General features: G+C 67.7%; 14 protein-coding genes, 1 tRNA gene and 1 pseudogene. 9 read left to right on the top strand and 7 right to left on the bottom strand.

Annotated features, from left to right (window positions below):
* The 3 genes from ACFOMP_RS10145 to ACFOMP_RS10155 form a co-directional block, all read left to right on the top strand.
* Positions 1-1299: M3 family metallopeptidase (locus ACFOMP_RS10145; RefSeq protein ID WP_379030035.1), on the top strand; the 1299-nt coding region annotated here is incomplete at its 5' end.
* 26 nt (positions 1300-1325) lie between these two features.
* A complete protein-coding gene (locus ACFOMP_RS10150; RefSeq protein WP_019353621.1) occupies positions 1326-1751 on the top strand; it encodes a hypothetical protein in 426 nt (141 codons plus the stop codon).
* Positions 1752-1987: 236 nt separating this feature from the next.
* Positions 1988-2764 (top strand): class I SAM-dependent methyltransferase, encoded by a 777-nt coding sequence (locus ACFOMP_RS10155; protein ID WP_289895682.1) that lies wholly within the window; start codon positions 1988-1990, stop codon positions 2762-2764.
* On the opposite strand, the gene ACFOMP_RS10160 is transcribed toward ACFOMP_RS10155, so the two are convergent.
* Positions 2765-3367 (bottom strand): SH3 domain-containing protein, encoded by a 603-nt coding sequence (locus ACFOMP_RS10160; RefSeq protein ID WP_379030039.1) that lies wholly within the window; start codon positions 3365-3367, stop codon positions 2765-2767. It abuts the gene before it with no gap.
* A gap of 91 nt (positions 3368-3458) precedes the next feature.
* On the opposite strand from ACFOMP_RS10160, the gene ACFOMP_RS10165 reads away from it, so the two are divergent.
* Both ACFOMP_RS10165 and ACFOMP_RS10170 read left to right on the top strand, forming a co-directional pair.
* Entirely contained in the window at positions 3459-4469 is a 1011-nt protein-coding gene (locus ACFOMP_RS10165; RefSeq protein WP_379030042.1) for a 2-hydroxyacid dehydrogenase, read from the top strand.
* Positions 4470-4630: 161 nt separating this feature from the next.
* Positions 4631-7126 carry a GcvT family protein gene (locus ACFOMP_RS10170; RefSeq protein ID WP_379030045.1) on the top strand — a complete coding sequence of 832 codons (2496 nt, stop codon included), beginning with the start codon at positions 4631-4633 and terminating at the stop codon, positions 7124-7126.
* A 72-nt stretch (positions 7127-7198) separates the two neighbouring features.
* On the opposite strand, the gene ACFOMP_RS10175 is transcribed toward ACFOMP_RS10170, so the two are convergent.
* The 5 genes from ACFOMP_RS10175 to lipB form a co-directional block, all read right to left on the bottom strand.
* Positions 7199-9586 carry a calcium-binding protein gene (locus ACFOMP_RS10175; protein ID WP_379030048.1) on the bottom strand — a complete coding sequence of 796 codons (2388 nt, stop codon included), beginning with the start codon at positions 9584-9586 and terminating at the stop codon, positions 7199-7201.
* Positions 9587-9808: 222 nt separating this feature from the next.
* Entirely contained in the window at positions 9809-10300 is a 492-nt protein-coding gene (locus ACFOMP_RS10180; RefSeq protein WP_379030051.1) for a DUF2244 domain-containing protein, read from the bottom strand.
* A 4-nt stretch (positions 10301-10304) separates the two neighbouring features.
* Entirely contained in the window at positions 10305-11981 is a 1677-nt protein-coding gene (ctaD, locus tag ACFOMP_RS10185) for a cytochrome c oxidase subunit I (protein ID WP_289895676.1), read from the bottom strand.
* Between the two features lie 172 nt (positions 11982-12153).
* Positions 12154-12654, bottom strand: coding sequence for a c-type cytochrome (locus ACFOMP_RS10190; protein ID WP_289895675.1), 501 nt, complete (start codon positions 12652-12654; stop codon positions 12154-12156).
* Between the two features lie 144 nt (positions 12655-12798).
* Positions 12799-13455 carry a lipoyl(octanoyl) transferase LipB gene (gene lipB, locus ACFOMP_RS10195; protein WP_289895674.1) on the bottom strand — a complete coding sequence of 219 codons (657 nt, stop codon included), beginning with the start codon at positions 13453-13455 and terminating at the stop codon, positions 12799-12801.
* Between the two features lie 222 nt (positions 13456-13677).
* On the opposite strand from lipB, the gene metH reads away from it, so the two are divergent.
* The 3 genes from metH to ACFOMP_RS10210 all read left to right on the top strand — a co-directional run bounded on the left by metH (position 13678) and on the right by ACFOMP_RS10210 (position 19155).
* Positions 13678-17439 (top strand): methionine synthase, encoded by a 3762-nt coding sequence (metH, locus tag ACFOMP_RS10200; RefSeq protein WP_379030056.1) that lies wholly within the window; start codon positions 13678-13680, stop codon positions 17437-17439.
* Between the two features lie 79 nt (positions 17440-17518).
* Positions 17519-17605, top strand: a tRNA-Leu gene (locus ACFOMP_RS10205).
* Positions 17606-17868: 263 nt separating this feature from the next.
* Positions 17869-19155: an O-acetylhomoserine aminocarboxypropyltransferase/cysteine synthase family protein gene (locus ACFOMP_RS10210; protein ID WP_379030059.1), complete on the top strand. Its 1287-nt coding sequence runs from the start codon at positions 17869-17871 to the stop codon at positions 19153-19155.
* 56 nt (positions 19156-19211) lie between these two features.
* Here ACFOMP_RS10210 and ACFOMP_RS10215 read toward each other — a convergent pair whose 3' ends face one another.
* A complete protein-coding gene (locus ACFOMP_RS10215; RefSeq protein ID WP_379030062.1) occupies positions 19212-20045 on the bottom strand; it encodes an SIMPL domain-containing protein in 834 nt (277 codons plus the stop codon).
* A 197-nt stretch (positions 20046-20242) separates the two neighbouring features.
* Between ACFOMP_RS10215 and ACFOMP_RS10220 the strand changes: the two are divergent.
* Positions 20243-21383: pseudogene (locus ACFOMP_RS10220) on the top strand (hypothetical protein); the annotation flags it as partial.

The following is a 21383-nucleotide window of genomic DNA, read 5'->3' on the forward strand; positions in this document are numbered from 1 at the left end:
GGCGCCGGCGGCGCCGCGACCGACAACCGCCCCATCGCCGCCGAGATCCTGGCGCTGCGGCATGAGCGTGCGCAGCTTCTGGGCTACCCGGATTTCGCCAGCTACAAGCTGGAACCCGAGATGGCCGGCGCGCCCGCCAATGTCGAGGCGCTGCTGATGCAGGTCTGGGCCCCGGCCAAGGCGCGGGCCGAGGCCGATGCCGCCCGCCTGGCCCAGATGCTGCACGAGGATGGCGTGAACGGCGCGCTGGAGCCCTGGGACTGGCGCTTCTACGCCGAGCGCCGCCGCAAGGCCGAGCACGATCTCGACGAAGCGGCGGTCAAGCCCTACCTGACGCTCGACGCCATGATCGGCGCGGTTTTCGACACCGCGCAGCGGCTGTTCGGGCTGGAGTTCCGGCCCTTCGACGCGCCGCTCTGGTCGCCCGATGTCCGGGCGTGGGAGATCACGCGGAACGGCCGGCAGATGGCCGTCTTCCTGGGCGATTACTTCGCCCGGCCCAGCAAGCGCTCGGGGGCCTGGTGCTCGTCCTTGCAGCAGCAGCACGGGATCGGCGCCGGCCAGCGGCCCATCGTGGTCAATGTCTGCAACTTCACCCCGCCCGAGACCGCCGGCGCGCCCTGCTATCTCAGCTGGGACGACGCCCATACGCTGTTCCATGAATTTGGCCACGCGCTGCACCATATCCTCTCCGACGTGGCTTGGCCGTCGATCTCGGGGACGTCGGTGGCACGGGATTTCGTCGAACTGCCGAGCCAGCTTTTCGAGCATTGGCTGGAGCAGCCCGAGGTGCTGGACCGCCACGCCCGCCATGCCGAGACCGGCACGCCGCTGCCGGCGGCGCTGCGCGACCGCATCCTGGCGGCGAGGAATGCCGATCAGGGCTTTGCCACCACCGAATACCTGGAAAGCGCCCTGGTCGACCTGGCCTTTCACCGGGGCCCGCCGCCTTCCGACCCGATGGCGCGGCAGGCCGGGCTGCTGGCCGAACTGGGCGCCCCGGCCGCCATCCCGATGCGCCATGCCACGCCGCATTTCGCGCATGTGTTTTCCGGCGACGGCTACAGCGCCGGCTATTACAGCTACATGTGGTCCGAGGTGATGGATGCCGACGCCTTCGACGCCTTCCTGGAAACGGGCGACGCCTTCGATCCGGAAACCGCCCGCAAGCTCGAACGCTGGATCCTGTCGAAAGGCGATTCCCTGCCGGCGGACGAACTTTGGTTGAAATTCAGGGAACGAAAACCGGGGGTTCACGCTTTGTTGAGAGGACGCGGCCTGCTGGCCGACGCTTCCTGAAACAACGGGAGATTGAAATGACTGTGATGAAGCCTCTTCTCGCCCTTGCTGCCGTGGCGACGCTGGGCCTGGTGGCCTGCGATCAGGTCGCGCCGACGACCCCCGAACCCACCCCGGGCCCGATCGCGCAGTCCAGCGCCCTGAACGGCACCTACAACCTGCTGGAATCGAATTGCGGCGATCCGACCAGCGACAAGAGCCTGGTCATCGACGGCAACAAGTTCATGTTCCCCGGCGCGACCTGCACCGTCGCCAATGCCGAGCAACAGGTGAACCAGACCCGCGTCACCCTGGCCTGCGAGGGCTCTCCGGCCGCCGGCAACCGCGTGGTGGACCTGCAGACCCGGCCAGACGGCACGCTGCGCATAACCGAGGATTCGACCACGCTGACCTATCACCAATGCATGAAGGCCACGGCCAGCACCGATTCTCTGGTCGGCCAGACCATGTGAAGGCCCCGGCCGCCCCCGGCGGGGCGGCCGGTTTCGCGGGGATTTCCGCAACCTGAGGCTGCAAGGCGACCCCGTCGAACACCCTTGGCCATGCCCGTGCCGAGCCGGCGCCTGTCTATTGGGCAAGGCCGCGATGATTTTCTTTGCCCGCGCCCCGGGCCGCCCCCTATCCTTTCCGGGTCACGAGTTGCCGCGGCCGCAGGCCCGGCTTGGGTAGGGACGGCACGGGGAGGGACATGGCGTTGCCCGGCACGGTCTTGATGCAGAGCGTGGACGAGGTCCCGATCGACAAGATGGGCCTCGCGCATTATTTCGCGAATTACGAAACCTATCTGGGACCGATCCGGCAGCGGCCGCTGAAGTTCCTGGAACTGGGCATAGCCCGCGGCGATTCGCTGCGGCATTGGGAAAGCTGGCTGCCCAATGCCGAGATCACCGGCCTGGATATCACCCCCTGCCCGGCGCGTTTCGACAGCGGCCGGGTGCGCTGCTATGTCGGCGAGCAGCAGGACAAGGCGGTGCTGGACCGCCTTGCCGCCGAGCGCGCGCCCGAGGGCTTCGACGTCATCATCGACGACGCCGCCCATGTCGGACAGTTGGCGCGGCTTTGCTTCTGGCATCTGTTCGAGCATCACCTGAAGCCCGGCGGCTATTACTTCATCGAGGATTGGGGCACCGGCTACTGGCCGCAATACCCGGACGGCAAGCACTACCGCCCGCCCGACCCGGACCTGGCCGCGCATGAAAAGCTGCTGGACCGGATGCACAAATCCGCGCTGGTGCAGGCGGTCTATCCGCTGCGCAAGGCGACCGGCTGGATGCGCTGGAACCTGGTGCGGCGGCGCTTCCACGGCCATGACCGCGGCATGGTTGGCTTCGTCAAGGAGCTGATCGACGAATGCGGCGCCGAGGACATGACCCATCCCAGCTTCGGCACCGGCACGCCGCGCCGGTCGCGCTTCGACTGGATGCGCGTCTCGCTGGGCCATGTGGTGATCCGCAAGGCCGGCTGATCAGTCGCGGATTTCGCCCGCGTCGACACCCCAGATCGCGGTCTTGGGCACCCAGCCCTTCTCGCCGCCGCCCGAGACCCGGCACCAGTCGGGATTGCATTCGTGCAGCCGCACGATGGCGCCGGCCTCGGCCCGCGCCATCACATCGGCGCGCGGCTCGGGCCGGGCCAGCAGGTCCAGCATGTCCTTGGTGACGATGGCGGTGCGCACGCCCGACAGCAGCGAGTAATGCACCCAGCCGCCGGCGCCGTCCTGGTCCTCGACCCGCCGCCAGTGGCCGAACTCGGCCACCACGCGCAGCGGCATGCCGGCATGGCGGAACACCCAGTCGATGCGGTGCGACAGGCTGGGGCCGCGCCGTGCATTGCCCTCGCTGCCCTTCAGGCTGACATAGCGCGGCAGCGGCAGGTTGGTGACCGATCCGCGATGCGGGTCGCGCTCGCCGTCCTGGTGGCGGCTGATCGTCGCATCGGCCGACAGTCCGGGCACCGGCTTCGCGTCCAGGTTCTCGCCCGGATTGGTGGTCTGCGCCGGTGCCGCGACCCCGAACCATGTCCCGAGCGCCAATGCCATGGCGCCGAGCCAAGCCTGTCCTTGCTTCATATGCCCGTCCTGCAATTTCGGGGTCTTGTGCGCGCCCCGCATCGCGGGCACTTTGCCAAAACCCGCCCGGCTTTGGAAGAGAGGAGCGACCATGCCCGCCGTTCAAACGACCGATCCGACCCGGTCGCGCCTTAAAGTTACCGTGACCCGCCGCCTGCCCGAGGCGGTCGAGACCCGGATGTCCGAGCTTTTCGACGTGTCCCTGAACGCCGACGATCACAAGATGAGTCGCGACGAGCTTTGCGCCGCCATGCGCGTCTCGGACGTGCTGGTGCCGACGGTGACCGACCATATCGACGCCGCCATGCTGGCCCAGGCCGGCGAGAAGCTGAAGCTGATCGCCAATTACGGCGCGGGAGTCGACCATATCGACGTGCATTCCGCCCGCCAGCGCGGCGTCCTGGTCAGCAACACCCCCGGCGTGGTGACCGAGGACACCGCCGACATGGCCCTGGCGCTGATCCTGGCCGTGACCCGCCGCATTCCCGAGGGGCTGGCCGAGATGCAGGCCGGACGCTGGCAGGGCTGGTCGCCGACCGCGCATCTGGGCGGCCGGCTGGGCGGCCGGCGGCTGGGCATCCTGGGCATGGGCCGCATCGGCCAGGCGGTGGCGCGCCGCGCCAATGTCTTCGGCATGCAGGTGCATTACCACAACCGCCGCCGCCTGCGCCCCGAGGTCGAGGCCGAGCTGCAGGCCACCTGGTGGGAGAGCCTCGACCAGATGCTGGCGCGGATGGACATCATCAGCGTGAATGCGCCGCACACGCCCTCGACCTTCCACCTGCTTAACGCCCGGCGGCTGAAGCTGCTGAAACCCTCGGCCGTGGTCATCAACACCTCGCGCGGCGAGGTGATCGACGAGAACGCCCTGACCCGGATGCTGCGCGCCGGCGAGATCGCCGGCGCCGGCCTCGACGTTTTCGAGCATGGGCACGAGATCAACCCGCGGCTGCGCGAGCTGCCCAATGTCGTGCTGCTGCCGCATATGGGCTCGGCCACCGTCGAGGGCCGGGTCGAGATGGGCGAGAAAGTGCTCATCAATATCAAGACCTTCGCCGACGGGCACCGGCCGCCGGATCTGGTGGTGCCCTCGATGCTGTGACCCGCGCGCCCCGGTTTTCCGGGGCGTTCGTTTTCGCGCCGCCGCCAAATCGCGCCATGTCGTTTTTTGCCGAGAATATGTCGCCGGGATACGGCAGACTGACCCCGGGAAAGCTCTAATCCGGTAAGGGAGCTTTGGGCGCGGAGAAGGAGTCGCTAGCCATGAAAACCCATGTGAAGGCCCTGGTGGTCGGCGGCGGCGCCGTCGGTTGCGGCATCGCCCTGCATCTGGCGCGCGCCGGCTGGGACACGCTGCTGGTCGAACGCGACGAGCTGACGGCCGGCTCGACCTGGCACGCGGCGGGGCTTCTGCCGCTGTTCAACATGGGCTACGCGACCAGCCACATCCACGACTATTCGGTCAAGCTCTATGCCGGGCTCGAGGCCGAGACCGGGCTGAACGCCGGCTTCACCCGCTGCGGCAACCTGCGCATGGCGCAGACCCAGGACCGGATGGACGAATACGAGTTGTATTCCTCGATCGCCGAGACCGTGGGCGTCGAGCATGAATTCATGACCCCCGCCCAGATCAAGGAGCGCTGGCCGCTGGTGAATATCGACGGGCTCAAGGGCGCGCTGTTCCACCCGACCGACGGCTATATCAACCCGGCCGACGTGACCCAGGCCATGGCCCGCGCCGCGCGCATGGCCGGCGCCAGCATCGAGCGCAAGATCCAGGTCAACGGCTATCGCTGGACCGGCGAGGAATGGGTCGTCACCTGCGAGAAGATGATCGAAAAGGGCGGCAACCTGGTCGGCTCGGGCGAGGAGTTCGAGATCCGCGCCGAGCATGTGGTGACCGCGACCGGCAACCACGCGCAGCGCACCGCCCGGCTGCTGGGCATCAAGATCCCGGCGATCCCGGTCGAACACCAGTTCATCGTCACCGAGCCCGACCCGGCCTTGCTGGCCTGGCGCGAGGCCGGCAACCCCGAGCATCCGGTGCTGCGCGACGCCGACGCGAAATGGTATGTGCGCGAGGAGCGCGGCGGCTGGATCCTCGGCCCCTATGAGCGCAATGCCCCCGCGCGCTTCCTCTACGACGTGCCGGAAACCTTCCGCGCCGACCTGTTCCCGCTGGATCTGGAACGGATCGAGGAAGAATACATGTCGATGATCCACCGGCTTCCCAGCTCGGAAACCGTGGGGCTCAAGGACGATTTCAACGGCCCGATCTGCTATACCCCCGACGGCAATCCGCTGGTCGGCCCGGCGCCCGGCCTGCGCAACATGTGGCTGGCCGAGGGCTTCAGCTTCGGCATCACCGCCGCCGGCGGCGTCGGCCATTACCTGGCGCAGATGATGACCGCGGGCGAGGCCGAGATCGACATGGCCAGCCTCGATCCGCGCCGCTTCGGCCAGTGGATGACCACCGAATATGCCGCGCGCAAGAACGAGGAATCCTACGAGCACGTCTTCATCCTGCACCACCCGGATGAAGAGCGCGAGGCCTGCCGGCCGCTGCGCACCGCCCCGGCCTATGACCGCCAGATCGCGGCCGGCGCCCAGATGGGTCAGGTGAACGGCTGGGAACGCCCCAACTACTATGCCCCTGCCGGGTTCGACGATCACGCCTCGCGCAGCTTCCGCCGCGGCGGCTGGTGGCAATATGCCAAGGCCGAGGCCGAGGCCGTCCGCAACACCGCCGGCCTGATCGACGCCTCGGCCTTCACCAAGCACCGGGTCTACGGCCCCGGCGCCACCGCCTTCCTCGACTGGTTCACCACCAACAAGCTGCCCAAGGTCGGCCGCATCAACCTGACCTATGCGCTGACCGAGACCGGCACCACCCGCACCGAATACACCATCGTGCGGCTGGCCGAGGACGATTATTACCTGATCTCGGCCGGTGCCTGGACCGATTACGACGGCGACTACCTGCGCAAGACCGCCGAGGAGATGGAGGGCGAATTCGGCCAGGTCATCATCCAGGACATCACCACGCAATGGGGCGTCTTCGCCATCGCCGGGCCGAAATCGCGCGCCATCCTGAACGAGCTGGTGCGCGACGCGAACCCGGACACCGTGCTGGGCAACAAGCGTTTCCCGTGGCTGACGATGCGCAATATCGAGCTTGGCATGTGCCCGGTGCGCGCCATCCGCGTCGCCTATACCGGCGAGCTGGGCTGGGAACTGCACCACCCGGTCGAATTCGGCCGCTATCTCTGGGACCAGCTGGTCGCGGCGGGCGAGAAGCACGGCATGAAGCTGGTCGGCGCCCGGGCGCAGAACTGGCTGCGGCAGGAGAAATCCTATCGCGCCTTCGGCACCGAGCTTGGCCGCGATGCGACGCCGCTGGAAGCCGCGCTGGACCGCTTCGTCGATCTGGGCAAGGACTTCAACGGCAAGCAGGCGATGCTGGACACCGGCGTGCGCTCGAAATGCTGCACCCTGCTGATCGACGGGCCGTCGGATGCCGATCCCTGGGGCCGCGAGGCGCTCTATACCGAGGACGGCGCGGCCAAGATCGGCCGGTTGACCTCGGGCGGCTGGTCGGTGGCCTTCGGCAAGTCGATCGGCATGGGCTATGTCCGCCCCGACCTGGCCGAGCCGGGCACCAAGCTGAAGGTCCGGATGCAGCGCCAGCTTTGGGATGCGGTGGTGACCGAGGACAGCCCCTATGATCCGGAAAACAAGGTGATCCGCGTCGACGGCTGACCCTCCTCCCCAGCCGCAGATGCAGGAAAGGCCCGGCGTGATGCCGGGCCTTTTTGCTGTTCTGCCAGCCGGTTACAGCAGGAAGTCCGCCCCGGCCAGGCTGTGGCTGCCGTTCAGCGCCACCGAGAAATCCGCCCGGCCGTCGCCATTGGTATCGGCCAGGATCGTGGTCGCATTGCCGGCCCGCTCATAGCGCAGCTCGCCCGCCGCGCCGGTAAAGGCGCGCTCGCCGATCAGCCGGAAGGCCTGGTCGCCGGCCAGCCCGGCATGCGCGTCGATGCCGCGCAGGTCGATGCGGTCGCCCTGGCCGCGGCTGAAATCCTGGATCAGGTCGCGCCCCGCCGCCGGGACGCCCGACTCACCCAGGCCCAGGAACACGAACTGGTCGGCGCCCAGCCCGCCGTTCAGCCGGTCCGCGCCGGCGCCGCCGGTCAGCACGTCATTGCCGGCGCCGCCCAGCAGGCTGTCGGCCCCGGCGCCGCCCAGCAGCCGGTCATTGCCGGCCCCGCCGACCAGCGTGTCGTTGCCCCCGGCCCCGAACAGCAGGTTCGCGGCGGCATTGCCGGTCAGCAGGTCGGCGAATCCCGAGCCGTTCAGGTTCTCGATCCCGCTCAGCATGTCTCTGCCCTGGCCGCCGCCGATCGTCTGCGCGCCGGCCGTCGCCAGGTTGACCCGCACGCCGCCCGTGGCCGCGCCATAGCCCGCCGTGTCGGAGCCGAGCCCGCCGATCAGCGTATCGTTGCCGGCCCCGCCGACCAGCGTGTCGTTGCCCCCGGCCCCGAACAGCAGGTTCGCGGCGGCATTGCCGGTCAGCAGGTCGGCGAATCCCGAGCCGTTCAGGTTCTCGATCCCGCTCAGCAGGTCTCTGCCCTGGCCGCCGCCGATCAGCTGCGCGCCGGTCATCGCCAGGTTGACCCGCACGCCCCCCGTGGCCGCGCCATAGGCGACCAGGTCCACCCCGGCGCCACCGTCCAGCCTGTCGTCGCCGGCCCCGCCGACCAGCGTGTCGTTGCCGGCGCCGCCCAGCAGCGTGTCGTTGCCCAGGCCGCCCAGCAGCGCGTTGTTGCCGGCATTGCCGCTGATCCGGTTCGCCAGCGCATTGCCGGTGCCGTTGATATTGCCCGGGCCAAGCAGGGTCAGGTTCTCGACATTGGCCTCGAGCCCGCGCGAGAAATTGGTAAAGACCGTGTCATTTCCGGCATTCGCCGTCTCGACCACCCGGTCGCCGGCCGTGACGTAATAGCTGTCGTTTCCGGCGCGGCCGACCAGATCCTCGGCCGCGCTGGTGCCGCGCAGCACGTTGGCCCGGTCATCACCGATGGACCAGTTGTCATCGGCGATGCGGATCTCGACAATCCGCGTGGTGCCGCCATCGGCGAAGGTCATGTTGCCGGTCAAATCGACAACGAGATAGGCGGTCTCGGTGCCCTCGTGCACGCCGTCGCGCAGGGCCGAAAGGGACATGTCGACCTGGTCATTGTAAGGCCGGGTCGAACTGATGCTGATCGAGCCGCGGCCCGAAGTCGCGCCGATGTCGGCCGCAGTCGCCGTGCCGCCGCTGGTCGAGATGTGATAGCTGTAGCTGACCCAATGATTGGTCATGCCGACGAAATTCAGCGCCATGCCGACGCTTTGACCCTCGCGAATGGTGATCGTCTCGGGCAGGTCGGCGACATAGGCCGTGGGCGTGGGGGCGGCGGTGCCGATGATCTCGAACGAGGTGTCGAAACCCAAGGCGCGCAGCTGGTCGTTGGTATAGACGCGCTTGTTGCCGTAGATGTCGGTGATGCGGACATGGGTGACATCGACGGTGCCAGAGGCATTGCTGGACCCGATGCGAATGTCCGATGTGTCGCTGCCCGAAGAGAATTGGCCAAAGCCACCAAGCGAGACATTGCCATAGGCGAAGGGGGCTTCGTTGCCGAACGAATAGGAAAAATCCCGGTCGAAGAAGATACCGACGCTGTCGATCTCGGTCCGATCCCGCCCCGTCGCAGCGAAACTGGCAAGCGTGGCCCCGTCGCTCAGATCCACCACATCCGGCAGGTCCAGCGAGGTCAGCACCGGCGCCGTCGTGTCGGCGCTGGTGCTGCGCACGTCGATGGAGGTGTCCACGCCCATGCGGCGCAGGGCTTCGGCCGTGACTGTGGTGCGATTGCCCAGCAAGTCCGTGATCTCGACATGGGTGATGTTCAGCGGTCCGGCGACGTTATGCGGCAGCACTTGCGCGGTGTAGCTGTGATTACCGTCCGCCCAGTCGCCGCCATAGCCATGGATGATCTGGAAATCATAGGCTCCGATCTCCGTCGCCAGCGGGCGGTCGTAATGGACCGTGACCTGGCGCACCCCGTCCGGGTCCGAGACATGGGCAGCAAACACCGCCGCAACCGGGTCGCGGTTCAGGGCAAGGGTGGAGGGAGCGGTAAGCGAAAGCAGGCGCGAGGGGCCGGTGTCGGGCATGATCAACCAATGGTAAACAATACGTGATCCTTGTGCCTTACCCTGTCGTGGCATGCCGCAGTAGCTGGCGATTTGGACAGGTTTCCGAACGCCGTCCTTGCGCTTTCAAGGCCTACCGCGCGTGCACCCGCGGTGTACGCCCGGTGTACGCCTGTCACAGCAGGTCTTTCTTGGATATCAGAGGATTACGCGGCCCGTTGCGCGCCCTGCGTACGCAGCCCTCTATCCCCGCAACGCCCCCAGCCGCCGGGTCAGTTCATCCCGCAGCGCCACCCGCTCCTCGGGGGCCAGGAAGGCGCCCAGCTCGACCTCGCGCTTGCCGTCGGTCAGCACCAGGTAGTCCTCGACCGGGCCATTCGCCCGAAGCACCGCCCGGACCCAATAGGGGTTGGTCCGCCAGATGCGGTCGGCGCGGCCCGGGTCGCTGCGCACCAGTTCGAGCCGGTCGTGCGACAGCAGCATCACCTCCTGCGGCACCCGGTAGCTGCGCCGGATCGCCGCCCACAGCCCCCAGACCGCCAGCGCGGCAAAGGGCAGCAGGCCCCACAGCACCGCCGTGCCCAGCACCGCGATCAGCGGCAGCGCCAGGAAGCCCGCCGTCAGCCCGATCACCCAGACGAAACCGCGCCGCGGCAGGGCGCGATGCGGGCGGATCTCCAGACGGAAAACGGCCCCGGATTGCTCCGGGGCCGCATCATGCCATTGCCAAGGCATCGGCTCAGTGCGCGTGGCTGCGGTCCCAGTCCTCGCGCTTGGGCAGCTGCTCGAACGTGTGCTCGGGCGGGGGCGAGGGCAGGGTCCATTCCAGGGTGTCGGCGTGCTCGTTCCAGTAGTTCGGCACGTTGACGCGCTTGCCGGCGAAAAGCGTGTAGAACACGATGCCGATGAACAGCAGGAAGGACGCGAAGCTGATATAGGCGCCGATCGACGAGATGTTGTTCCAATAGGCGAACTCGACCGGATAGTCGATATAGCGGCGCGGCATGCCCTGGCGGCCCAGGAAGTGCTGCGGGAAGAAGATCATGTTCGAGCCGAGGAACATCATCCAGAAATGCAGCTTGCCCGCCCATTCCGGGTATTGCCGGCCCGACATCTTGCCGATCCAGTAATAGACCCCGGCGAAGATGCCGAAGACGGCGCCCAGCGACATCACGTAGTGGAAATGCGCCACGACGTAATAGGTGTCGTGATAGACCCGGTCCAGCGGCGCCTGGCTCAGCACCACGCCGGTCACGCCGCCGACGGTGAACAGGAACAGGAAGCCGAAGGCCCAGAGCATCGGCGTCTTGAACTCGATCGAGCCGCCCCACATGGTCGCGATCCACGAGAACACCTTGATGCCGGTCGGCACGGCGATGGTCATGGTCGCCAGCATGAAATAGGCCTGCTGGGTCAGCGACATGCCGGCCGTGTACATGTGATGCGCCCAGACCACGAAGCCCAGGATGCCGATCGCGGCCATGGCCAGGACCATCGGCAGGTAGCCGAAGATCGGTTTCTTGGCGAAGGTCGAGATGACGTGGCTGATGATGCCGAAGCCGGGCAGGATGATGATATAGACCTCGGGATGGCCGAAGAACCACAGGATGTGCTGGTAAAGCACCGGGTCGCCGCCGCCGGCCGGGTCGAAGAAATGGGTGCCGAAATTGCGGTCCATCAGCAGCATGGTGATCGCGCCCGCCAGCACCGGCAGCGACAGCAGGATCAGCCAGGCGGTGATGAAGACCGACCAGGCGAACAGCGGCACCTTGAACAGCGTCATGCCCGGGGCGCGCATGTTCAGGAAGGTGGTGATGATGTTGATCGCGCCGAGGATCGAGCTGGCGCCCGAGACGTGGACGGCAAAGATCGCCAGGTCCATCGAATAGCCGGCTTCGGTGGTCGAGAGCGGCGGGTAGAGCACCCAGCCCACGCCCGAGCCCGCCTGGTCCGAGCCGCCCGGCGACAAGAGCGAGGCCAGACCCAGGGCCACGCCGCAGACATACATCCAGTAGCTCAGGTTGTTCAGCCGCGGGAAGGCCATGTCCGGGGCGCCGATATGCAGCGGCATGAAATAGTTGCCGAAACCGCCGAACAGCGCCGGAATCACCACGAAGAACATCATCAGCACGCCATGATAGGTGATCATGACGTTCCACAGATGGCCGTTCGGGGTGCATTCGGCCGCGGCGTCGGCGATGAAGCGCGCGCCCTCCAGGCACATGTATTGCACGCCGGGATGCTGCAGTTCCATCCGCATGTAGACGGTAAAGCAGACCGAGATCAGGCCGACGATGCCGGCCGTGAACAGGTAAAGGATACCGATATCCTTGTGGTTTGTTGACATGAACCAGCGGGTGAAGAACCCGCGGGTGTCATGATGGTCACCGTGGCCGTGAACGGCTGCGTCTGCCATGCGTGGACTCCCTCAGAATGCGGCTGGCCGGCCTCGAAGGGCCAGCGGACTCGCTTTCGGTTCTAGAACAAGATCATGACCTGAGGCAATCCGCCACAGGGGCCAAATCCATGGCCCCCGGCCGCTTTTGCGTCTGCCGGGGGCGGGAATGTTGCCGCGCCGCGACAGGGGCTCAGTTCGCGGCGGGTGCCTCGGCTGCCGGGGCCGCGGCAGCGGCCTCGCCAGCGGCCGCATCGGCGGGGGCGGCGCCGGCCTCGGGCGAGTGCTGAGCCAGGAAGGCGACCACATCGGCCTGATTCTTGGCCATCTTGAAGGTCATCTTGGTCTTCAGCGACTTGTCGCCGACCTTCTCCTCGACATATTTGTTCGGGTCGGTGATGTAATGCTCCAGATCCTCGGTGGTCCAGATCTCGCCGGCCTCGCCCAGCTTGATCAGCGCGTCGGAATACTTGAAGCCTTCCTCGGTGCCAGCCTTGCGCCCGACCACGCCGTAAAGATTCGGTCCGGTCTTGCCGCCCTTGACCACATCCGTGCCGTCCGGCGCCTGGATCATGTGGCAGGCCTTGCATTTCTTGAACTCTTTCTCGCCCTTGGCGGGGTCGCCGGCCTCTTGGGCCATTGCGGGCAGGGCGAGAGTGATGGCGGCGAGAGTGGCGTAGATGCTGGTCTTCATCGCGTGTCCTCTGGATCTTGCTTATCGTTGGCAGAGAGGACCTCCACGTCCTCCTCCGCACAAAGGGCTAGCACGCGTCAAGCCCGGGGAACACCGGCAAAAAGTAGCAGATCGCGAGAGGGTGATTGTGCCGCGTGGCGAAAGTCAGCCGGCTGGCGGCGGGAAGTTCCGGGCGAAGCTGCGGCGCAGCGCGTCGTCCAGGTCGGCCATGCCGACCGGCAGGCCCATGTCGACCAGGCTGGTCACGCCGTGGCCCTGGATGCCGCAGGGCACGATGCCGGCATAATGGCTCAGCTCGGGTTCGACATTGATGGCGATGCCGTGAAAGCTGACCCATTTGCGCAGCTTGACGCCGATGGCGGCGATCTTGTCCTCGCGCATGGTGCCGTCGAACAGCGGCGCCTTGTCGGGCCGGGCGATCCAGACGCCGACCCGGCCGTCGCGGATCTCGCCCTTCAGGTTGAACGCGGCCAGCGCGTCGATGACCCAGCTTTCCAGCGCCTTGACGAAGGCGCGCACGTCGCGGCCGCGGCGGTTCAGGTCCAGCATGACATAGACCACGCGCTGTCCCGGCCCGTGATAGGTGTATTGCCCGCCGCGCCCGGTCTCGTGCACCGGAAAGCGCGCGTCCAGCAGGTCGGCGGCCCTGGCCGAGGTGCCGGCGGTGTAAAGCGGCGGATGCTCGACCAGCCAGACCAGTTCCTCGGCCCGGCTTTCGGCGATGGCGGCGGCGCGCGCCTCCATGAAGGCGACGGCTTGCTGGTAATCGGTCAGGCCGGGGGCGGTGATCCATTCGGTCATGCGCGCGAGATAGTTCCGACCGGATCGGGGCGCAAGGGCGGTGCCGCGGGCGGCGCCGCGCCGGGGGCTGTCTGCCCCCGGACCCCCGAAGGTATTTGCGAAACGGTGAGGCGGCATGGCGCCGGATCATGAATCCTGTGCAAGATCATTCTGCGGATGTTGAATTTCACTAACGGATCATCTGTGGCTATACAGCAATTCGACCCAAGCGCGGACCGACACATGACCTTGCCCCTTTCCCCCGTCTTCGACGCCCTGCGCGCGGCTGCGCGCGACCGTATCCTGATCCTCGACGGCGCGATGGGGACGCAGATCCAGCAGCTTGGCCTGAGCGAGGCGGATTTCGCCGGCCATGGCGCCGGCTGCGCCTGCGGCTGCCATCCGCCCGCGCCGGGCGAGCATCCGCAGCAGGGCAACAACGACCTGCTGAACCTGACCCAGCCCCAGGCGATCGAGGAGATTCACTATCGCTATGCCAGGGCGGGCGCCGATATCGTCGAGACCAACACCTTTTCCTCGACCACCATTGCCCAGGCCGATTACGGCATGGAATCGGCGATCTACGAGCTGAACCTCCACGGCGCCCGCATCGCGCGCCGGGCGCTGGACCGCGCCACCGCCGAGGACGGCCGGCCGCGCTGGGTCGCCGGGGCGCTGGGGCCGACCAACCGCACCGCATCCATCAGCCCGGACGTGAACAATCCCGGCTATCGTGCCGTCACCTTTGACGGTCTGCGCCTCGCCTATGCCGAGCAGGTCCGCGGGCTGGTCGATGGCGGCGCCGACCTGATCCTGATCGAGACCATTTTCGACACGCTGAACGCCAAGGCCGCGATCTTCGCCTGCGAGGAGGTGTTCGAGGAGAAGGGCCAGCGCCTGCCGGTGATGATCTCGGGCACCATCACCGACCTGTCGGGCCGCACGCTGTCGGGCCAGACGCCGACCGCCTTCTGGTATTCCATGCGCCATGCCGCGCCGATCACCGTGGGCCTGAACTGCGCGCTCGGCGCCGCCGCCATGCGCCCGCACCTGGCCGAGCTGTCCTCGGTCGCGGATACGCTGATCTGCGCCTATCCCAATGCCGGCCTGCCGAACGAGATGGGCCAATACGACGAATCGCCCGAGGAGATGGCGGCGCAGGTCGCCGAATTCGCCCGCGAGGGGCTGGTGAACGTGGTCGGCGGCTGCTGCGGCTCGACCCCCGAGCATATCGCCGCCATCGCCCGCGCCGTGGCCGATCTGCCGCCGCGCGCGATCCCGGAAATCGAGCCGCGCCTGCGCCTGTCGGGGCTGGAGCCCTTCGTCAAGACCGACGACATTCCCTTCGTCAACGTGGGCGAGCGCACCAACGTCACCGGCTCGGCCAAGTTCCGCAAGCTGATCACCAATGGCGATTACGCCGCGGCGCTGGACGTGGCCCGCGACCAGGTCGAGAACGGCGCCCAGATCATCGACGTCAACATGGACGAGGGGCTGATCGATTCCAAGCAGGCGATGATCGACTACCTGAACCTGATCGCGGCCGAGCCCGACATCGCCCGCGTGCCGGTGATGGTCGACAGCTCGAAATGGGAGGTGATCGAGGCCGGGCTGAAATGCGTGCAGGGCAAGGCCATCGTGAATTCGATCAGCCTCAAGGAGGGCGAGGAGAGCTTCCTGGCCCAGGCCCGGCTTTGCCGCCGCTACGGCGCCGCCGTGGTGGTGATGGCCTTCGACGAGACCGGGCAGGCCGATACCGAGAACCGCAAGGTCGAGATCTGCGCGCGCGCCTATGACCTGCTGGTCAACACGGTCGGCTTCCCGCCCGAAGACATCATCTTCGACCCGAACATCTTCGCCATCGCGACCGGGATCGAGGAGCATGACAATTACGGGCTCGATTTCATCGGCGCGACCCGGCGCATCACCCAGGCCCTGCCGCATGTGCATGTCTCGGGCGGCGTCTCGAACCTCAGCTTCAGCTTCCGCGGCAACGAGCCGGTGCGCGAGGCGATGCATGCGGTGTTCCTGTATCACGCCATCCAGGCGGGCATGGACATGGGCATCGTCAATGCCGGCCAGCTGGTGGTCTATGACCAGATCGACCCGGGCCTGCGCGAGGCCTGCGAGGATGTGGTGCTGAACCGCAAGCCGAAGGCCGGCGGCACCGCGACCGAGAACATGCTGGAGATCGCCGAGCGCTTCCGCGGCGAAGGCGGCGCCAAGGCGCGCGAAAAGGATCTGACCTGGCGCAGCTGGCCGGTCGAGAAGCGGCTGGAGCACGCCCTGGTCAACGGCATCACCGAATATATCGACGAGGATACCGAGGAGGCGCGGCTGAAGGCCGAGCGCCCGCTGCACGTGATCGAGGGGCCGCTGATGGCCGGCATGAACGTGGTGGGCGACCTGTTCGGCTCGGGCAAGATGTTCCTGCCGCAGGTGGTGAAATCGGCCCGGGTGATGAAGCAGGCGGTGGCGCATCTGCTGCCCTATATGGAGGCCGAGAAGGCGGCGGCGGGCGGCGGGGGCGGTTCCTCCAGCGCCGGCAAGGTGCTGATGGCGACGGTCAAGGGCGACGTGCACGACATCGGCAAGAACATCGTCGGCGTCGTGCTGGCCTGCAACAATTACGAGATCATCGACCTGGGCGTGATGGTGCCGGCGACCAAGATCCTGGAAACCGCCAAGGCCGAGAAGGTGGACATCATCGGCCTGTCCGGCCTGATCACCCCGTCGCTGGACGAGATGGCGCATGTCGCCAGCGAAATGGAGCGCGAGGGCTTCGACATCCCGCTGCTGATCGGCGGCGCCACCACCTCGCGCGTGCATACGGCGGTCAAGATCCATCCGCGCTATGCCAAGGGCCAGGCGGTCTATGTCACCGACGCGAGCCGCGCCGTGGGCGTGGTCGGCAGCCTGCTGTCCGGTCAGAAGAACGCTTATGTCGAAACTGTCCGCAGCGAATACATGGACGTGGCCAACAAACATGCCCGGGCCGAGGCGGACAAGAAGCGCCTGCCGCTGGCCGTCGCCCGCGACAATGCGGTCAGGATCGACTGGACCGGGTTCCGGGCCAAGGCGCCCGAATTCCTCGGCGCGCGGGTGATCGACGATTTCGATCTGGCCGAGATCGCCCGCTATATCGACTGGACGCCGTTCTTCCAGACCTGGGAGCTGAAGGGCGTCTATCCGCGCATCCTGGACGACGAGAAGCAGGGCGAGGTGGCGCGGCAACTGTTTGCCGACGCGCAGGCCATGCTGCAACGCATCATCGACGAGCAATGGTTCCGCCCGCGCGCGGTCATCGGCTTCTGGCCGGCGAACCGGGTCGGCGACGACATCCGGCTGTTCACCGGCGAGGATCGCGCCGCCCCGCTGGCGACGCTGCACACCCTGCGCCAGCAGGTGAGCAAGCGTGACGGCCGCCCGAACGTGGCGCTGGCCGATTTCGTCGCCCCCGAGGGCGCACGCGACTATGTCGGCGGCTTCGTGGTCACCGCCGGCGGCGAGGAGCAGCAGATCGCCGACCGGTTCAAGGCCGCGCATGACGATTTCTCGGCCATTCTGGTGCAGGCGCTGGCCGACCGTTTCGCCGAGGCGCTGGCCGAGATGATGCACGAGCGGGTGCGCAGGCAATACTGGGGCTATGCCGATGAGAGCTTCACCCCCGAGCAGCTGATCGCCGAGCCCTACAAGGGCATCCGCCCGGCCCCCGGCTACCCGGCCCAGCCCGACCATACCGAGAAGGTGACGCTGTTCCGGCTGCTGGACGCCACCGCGGCGACCGGGGTCGAGCTGACCGAATCGATGGCGATGTGGCCCGGCGCCTCGGTCTCGGGCCTCTATCTCGGCCATCCCGAGGCCTATTATTTCGGCGTCGCCAAGGTCGAGCACGACCAGGTGCTGGACTATGCCGCGCGCAAGGGGATGTCCCTGCGCGAGGCCGAGCGCTGGCTGGCGCCGATCCTGAACTACACCCCGCAGGCGGCGGTCGCGGCCGAGTGAAAAGAAACCCGCGGCGGGCGGAAAAAATGCCCTTTTCATCCGCCGCGCAAGCGTCTATGAGACGCGAGCCTACGGACGTGCGGTCGTGGCGGAATTGGTAGACGCGCAGCGTTGAGGTCGCTGTTCCCTAACCGGAGTGGAAGTTCGAGTCTTCTCGACCGCACCATTTCTTCCAGAAAATTCAAGTGGTTCTTTTGTCCGGCAGTCCGGCGCCGACCGGCCTTGCGCTGTCGGTCGGACCATGGCGGCGCTTTTGCGCATCATCCCGGGCCGTGGAACCCCGGCCTCGGCCGGCGGAAAGGGACGCGCCTTTTCCCAAGGGGTTGCGGCGCAGGGCCGCGGTTCTTTCCGCGCGGGATCCGCCGCTTTGCTGTTCCCTTTCCGGGCCGCTTGCGCCTAGTCTCTGCCCCGAACCAGGGGAGAGTTTCCATGTCCGAGAATTGGGGTTTCGACACCACCGCCATCCATGCCGGCAGCGCGCCCGACCCGGCGACCGGGGCGCGGCAGGTGCCGATCTATCAGACCACCGCCTTTGTCTTCAAGGATGCCGCCCATGCCGCGCGGCTGTTCGGGCTGCAGGAGGTCGGCTATATCTATTCCCGTCTGACCAACCCGACCATCGCGGCGCTGCAGGCCCGCGTCGCCGGGCTCGAGGGCGGGGCCGGCGCGGTCTGCTGTTCCTCGGGCCATGCGGCGCAGATCATGGCGCTGTTCCCGCTGATGGGACCGGGGCGCAACATCATCGCCTCGACCCGGCTTTACGGCGGCACCATCACCCAGTTCGCCCAGACCATCAAACGCTTCGGCTGGAGCGCGAAATTCGTCGATCTGGACGATCTCGAGGCGCTGCGCGCCGCCATCGACGACGACACCCGCGCCATCTTCTGCGAATCGATCAGCAATCCCGGCGGCTATGTCACCGACATCCCGGCCGTGGCCGGCATCGCCGATGCGGCCGGCCTGCCGCTGATCGTCGACAACACCCTGGCCACGCCCTTCCTGTGCAAGCCCATCGAGATGGGCGCGACCCTGGTCGTGCACAGCCTGACCAAATACATGACCGGCAACGGCACGGTGACCGGCGGCGTGATCGTGGATTCGGGCAAGTTCGACTGGTCGGCCTCGGACAAGTTCCCCAGCCTCACGGAACCCGAGCCCGCCTATCACGGGCTGAAATTCCACGAGACCTTCGGCGCGCTGGCCTATACCTTCCACGGCATCGCCATCGGGCTGCGCGATCTCGGCATGACCATGAACCCGCAGGCCGCGCATTACACGCTGATGGGGATCGAGACGCTGGGCCTGCGCATGGCCCGCCATGTCGAAAACGCCCAGAAGGTCGCGGAATGGCTGGAAAACGATCCGCGCGTGACCTCGGTCACCTATGCGGGGCTGGCGTCGTCGCCCTGGAACGCGACGGCGCGGCGGGTCTATCCCAAGGGGGCGGGGGCGCTGTTCACCTTTGCCATCAAGGGCGGCTATGATGCGGCGGTGAAGCTGGTCGACAACCTGAAACTGTTCAGCCATGTGGCGAACCTGGGCGATTCGCGCTCGCTGGTGATCCATTCCGCCTCGACCACCCACAGCCAGCTGACCGACGCGCAGAAGATCGCCGCCGGGGCCGGGCCGGACGTGGTGCGGCTGTCGATCGGCATCGAGGACGCGGCCGACATCATCGCCGATCTGGATCAGGCGCTGGCCGCCGCCACCGCCTGAACATTCACCGCCTGAAGATTGCAGGGCGGCGAGTCGCCTCGCCGCCCCGTTGCCCGTCAGTTCGCCGGGGCTTCCTCGGCCTCGCCGGCGTCCTCGGGCGCCGTCGCCGCGCCGCCTTCCGGCCCGTCAACCGGCCGCATGGCGAAAACGGCGGTGACCGAGGCGTTGACGGCCAGTTCGCCCGCTTCGATCGGCGTGTCGGCGGCGCCGGCCGCCTCGGCGCGCATCGCCATCATCGGCCGCGGCCCGCCGCCGCTCTGCTCCTCGGAAAGCGAGATCAGCCGGCCGAGCCGCATCCCCGCCGCCTCGGCCGTCACCTCGGCGCGGCGACGCGCATCGGCCACCGCCTCGCTGCGGGCCTTGTCCTCGGCCTCGGCCATGTCCTCGCGCGAAAACGCGATGCCGCTGATCTCGTTGGCGCCCGAGGCGACCAGCTTGTCCAGCACCGCGCCGAGGCCCGCGATGTCGCGCACCCGCACGGTGACGCTGTTCTGCGCGCCATAGCCGGTCAGTTTCGGCGGCTGGCCATCCTGATAATCCATCACCGGCGACAGGTTCAGCCCCGAGGTCTGGATGTCGCGCGCCTCGATGCCCTCGGCCTTCAGGGTCTCGATGACCTTGGCCTGCTGTTCGGCGTTCTGCGTCATCGCCTCGGCGGCGGTGGCGGCGCGGGTGCTGACGCCCAGGGTGATCGTCGCCATGTCGGGCTGGGCCCAGGCCTGGCCCTGGCCGGTGACGGTCAGTTTGGCGACGGGGCCGTGATGCTTCATGACGTGATGTCCCATGGGCGGCGCGGGCGGGGTGTCCGGGGCAGGGGCCTGGGCCAGCAGCGGGCTGGCGCCCAGCACGATCAGCGTGGCCGCGGTCAGCAGGGGTCGAAATTGGGGCATCGGGTCTTTCTCCTGGGCGCGTCGGGGAATGGTTCCGCCGCGTGGTTGGTTTGCGAGCCCGGGAAACGCAGGAAAACCGGTTTTGGATGCCTCACAATCCGGTGTTCGGCTTTTCACGGCAGGCGTTCTGCGTTAGTCCGGGATGATCCATTGTAAAGATGCGCCCCCGCGCAAGGAACCGCAAGGCAAGCCCGTTCATGACGCTTGATTCCGCTACCGAATACGCCCTCTCCTTCAGCGAGGATGCGGTGCATCTTCAACGGCGCGAAAAGGCGCGGGACGGGCAGGCGGCGGGCCGGCAGCCGGCCTGGCGGCATCTGGGGTCGGCGGATTTCGACTCCCCTGCCTTCCGCGAGGAATTTGTCCGGCTGCGCGTCATGGCCGGCGGCACGGATGCCGATGCGGCGCTGCCGGTGACGCTGATCATTCCCGACGACCAGATCCTTTATACCACGCTGACCGTGGCGCCCGGCGCCGACCGCGAGCGTGCGGTGGGCCGGGCGCTGGACGGGCTGACCCCCTATGCCATCGACGATCTGGCCTTCGACTGGGACGGCGACGGCGACAGCGTGCGCGTTGCCGCCGTAGCCCGCCAGACCCTGCGCGAGGCCCGCGATTTCGCCGCGCAATACGGTTTTGCGGGGCAGGGCTATTGCGCCGCCCCCCAGGGCGAGACCTATCCCGGCGAGCCGGTCTTCGTGCTGGACCCGCCGCAGCCGCGGGCGCGTCCCGCCGTCGATCTGGCCCAGGCCGGCGTGACCGCCGCCGCACTGCTGATCGAGGACGAGCCGCCGGCCGCGGCGAAGAAGCCGGCGGCGGCGCTGGATCTCGACCTTGGCGGCGATGCGGCCGAGGCCGCGGAAGCCGGCCCCGAAGCGGCGGCGCCCGCAGCGGTCGCCAGCACCGGGACAGCGCCGGCCGAGGCCGGGGCAGAGCCCGAAGCCGCAGAACCGGCCGCCCGGCTGCAAAACCCGGCCGAACCGATCGAGCCGGCGGCCAGCGCGGCGGATCAGCCGGAAACGGCGCCCGAGGCGGAGCAGGCCGCCGGGACACCGGCCGCCGGGGACGCGGCGACGCCCCCCGAGACGGTCGCGACCACGGCCGAGACGGTTGCCGAGGCCACGGCCGAGCCTGACGCGGCAGACAGCGGGCCGGCGATGGAAGAACCCGCCGCCGCGCCGGAGGAGACCGCCGCGGCCTTCACCGCCGCCCCCGCGCCGGATGAACCCGTCCCGACCCCGAACCCGGCCGCGCCGGTCGCGCGCCAGGCTCCGACGGCCGAGCCGGGCGGGGCGGCGCTGAACCCGCGCGCCCGCGCCTTCCATGAACGCGCCGCCG

Source organism: Paracoccus simplex, assembly GCF_042648325.1.
GTDB classification, from domain to species: domain Bacteria; phylum Pseudomonadota; class Alphaproteobacteria; order Rhodobacterales; family Rhodobacteraceae; genus Paracoccus; species Paracoccus simplex.

Excerpts from the sequence above, each read along its gene's own strand:
- ACFOMP_RS10160 (WP_379030039.1), bottom strand. The coding sequence starts at position 3,367 with ATGAAGCAAGGACAGGCTTGGCTCGGCGCCATGGCATTGGCGCTCGGG.
- ACFOMP_RS10215 (WP_379030062.1), bottom strand. The coding sequence starts at position 20,045 with ATGCCCCAATTTCGACCCCTGCTGACCGCGGCCACGCTGATCGTGCTG.
- ACFOMP_RS10170 (WP_379030045.1), top strand. The coding sequence starts at position 4,631 with ATGAAAACCCATGTGAAGGCCCTGGTGGTCGGCGGCGGCGCCGTCGGT.
- ACFOMP_RS10175 (WP_379030048.1), bottom strand. The coding sequence starts at position 9,586 with ATGCCCGACACCGGCCCCTCGCGCCTGCTTTCGCTTACCGCTCCCTCC.
- lipB (WP_289895674.1), bottom strand. The coding sequence starts at position 13,455 with ATGACCGAATGGATCACCGCCCCCGGCCTGACCGATTACCAGCAAGCC.
- ACFOMP_RS10165 (WP_379030042.1), top strand. The coding sequence starts at position 3,459 with ATGCCCGCCGTTCAAACGACCGATCCGACCCGGTCGCGCCTTAAAGTT.
- ACFOMP_RS10210 (WP_379030059.1), top strand. The coding sequence starts at position 17,869 with ATGTCCGAGAATTGGGGTTTCGACACCACCGCCATCCATGCCGGCAGC.
- ACFOMP_RS10150 (WP_019353621.1), top strand. The coding sequence starts at position 1,326 with ATGAAGCCTCTTCTCGCCCTTGCTGCCGTGGCGACGCTGGGCCTGGTG.
- ctaD (WP_289895676.1), bottom strand. The coding sequence starts at position 11,981 with ATGGCAGACGCAGCCGTTCACGGCCACGGTGACCATCATGACACCCGC.
- ACFOMP_RS10180 (WP_379030051.1), bottom strand. The coding sequence starts at position 10,300 with ATGCCTTGGCAATGGCATGATGCGGCCCCGGAGCAATCCGGGGCCGTT.
- ACFOMP_RS10155 (WP_289895682.1), top strand. The coding sequence starts at position 1,988 with ATGGCGTTGCCCGGCACGGTCTTGATGCAGAGCGTGGACGAGGTCCCG.
- metH (WP_379030056.1), top strand. The coding sequence starts at position 13,678 with ATGACCTTGCCCCTTTCCCCCGTCTTCGACGCCCTGCGCGCGGCTGCG.
- ACFOMP_RS10190 (WP_289895675.1), bottom strand. The coding sequence starts at position 12,654 with ATGAAGACCAGCATCTACGCCACTCTCGCCGCCATCACTCTCGCCCTG.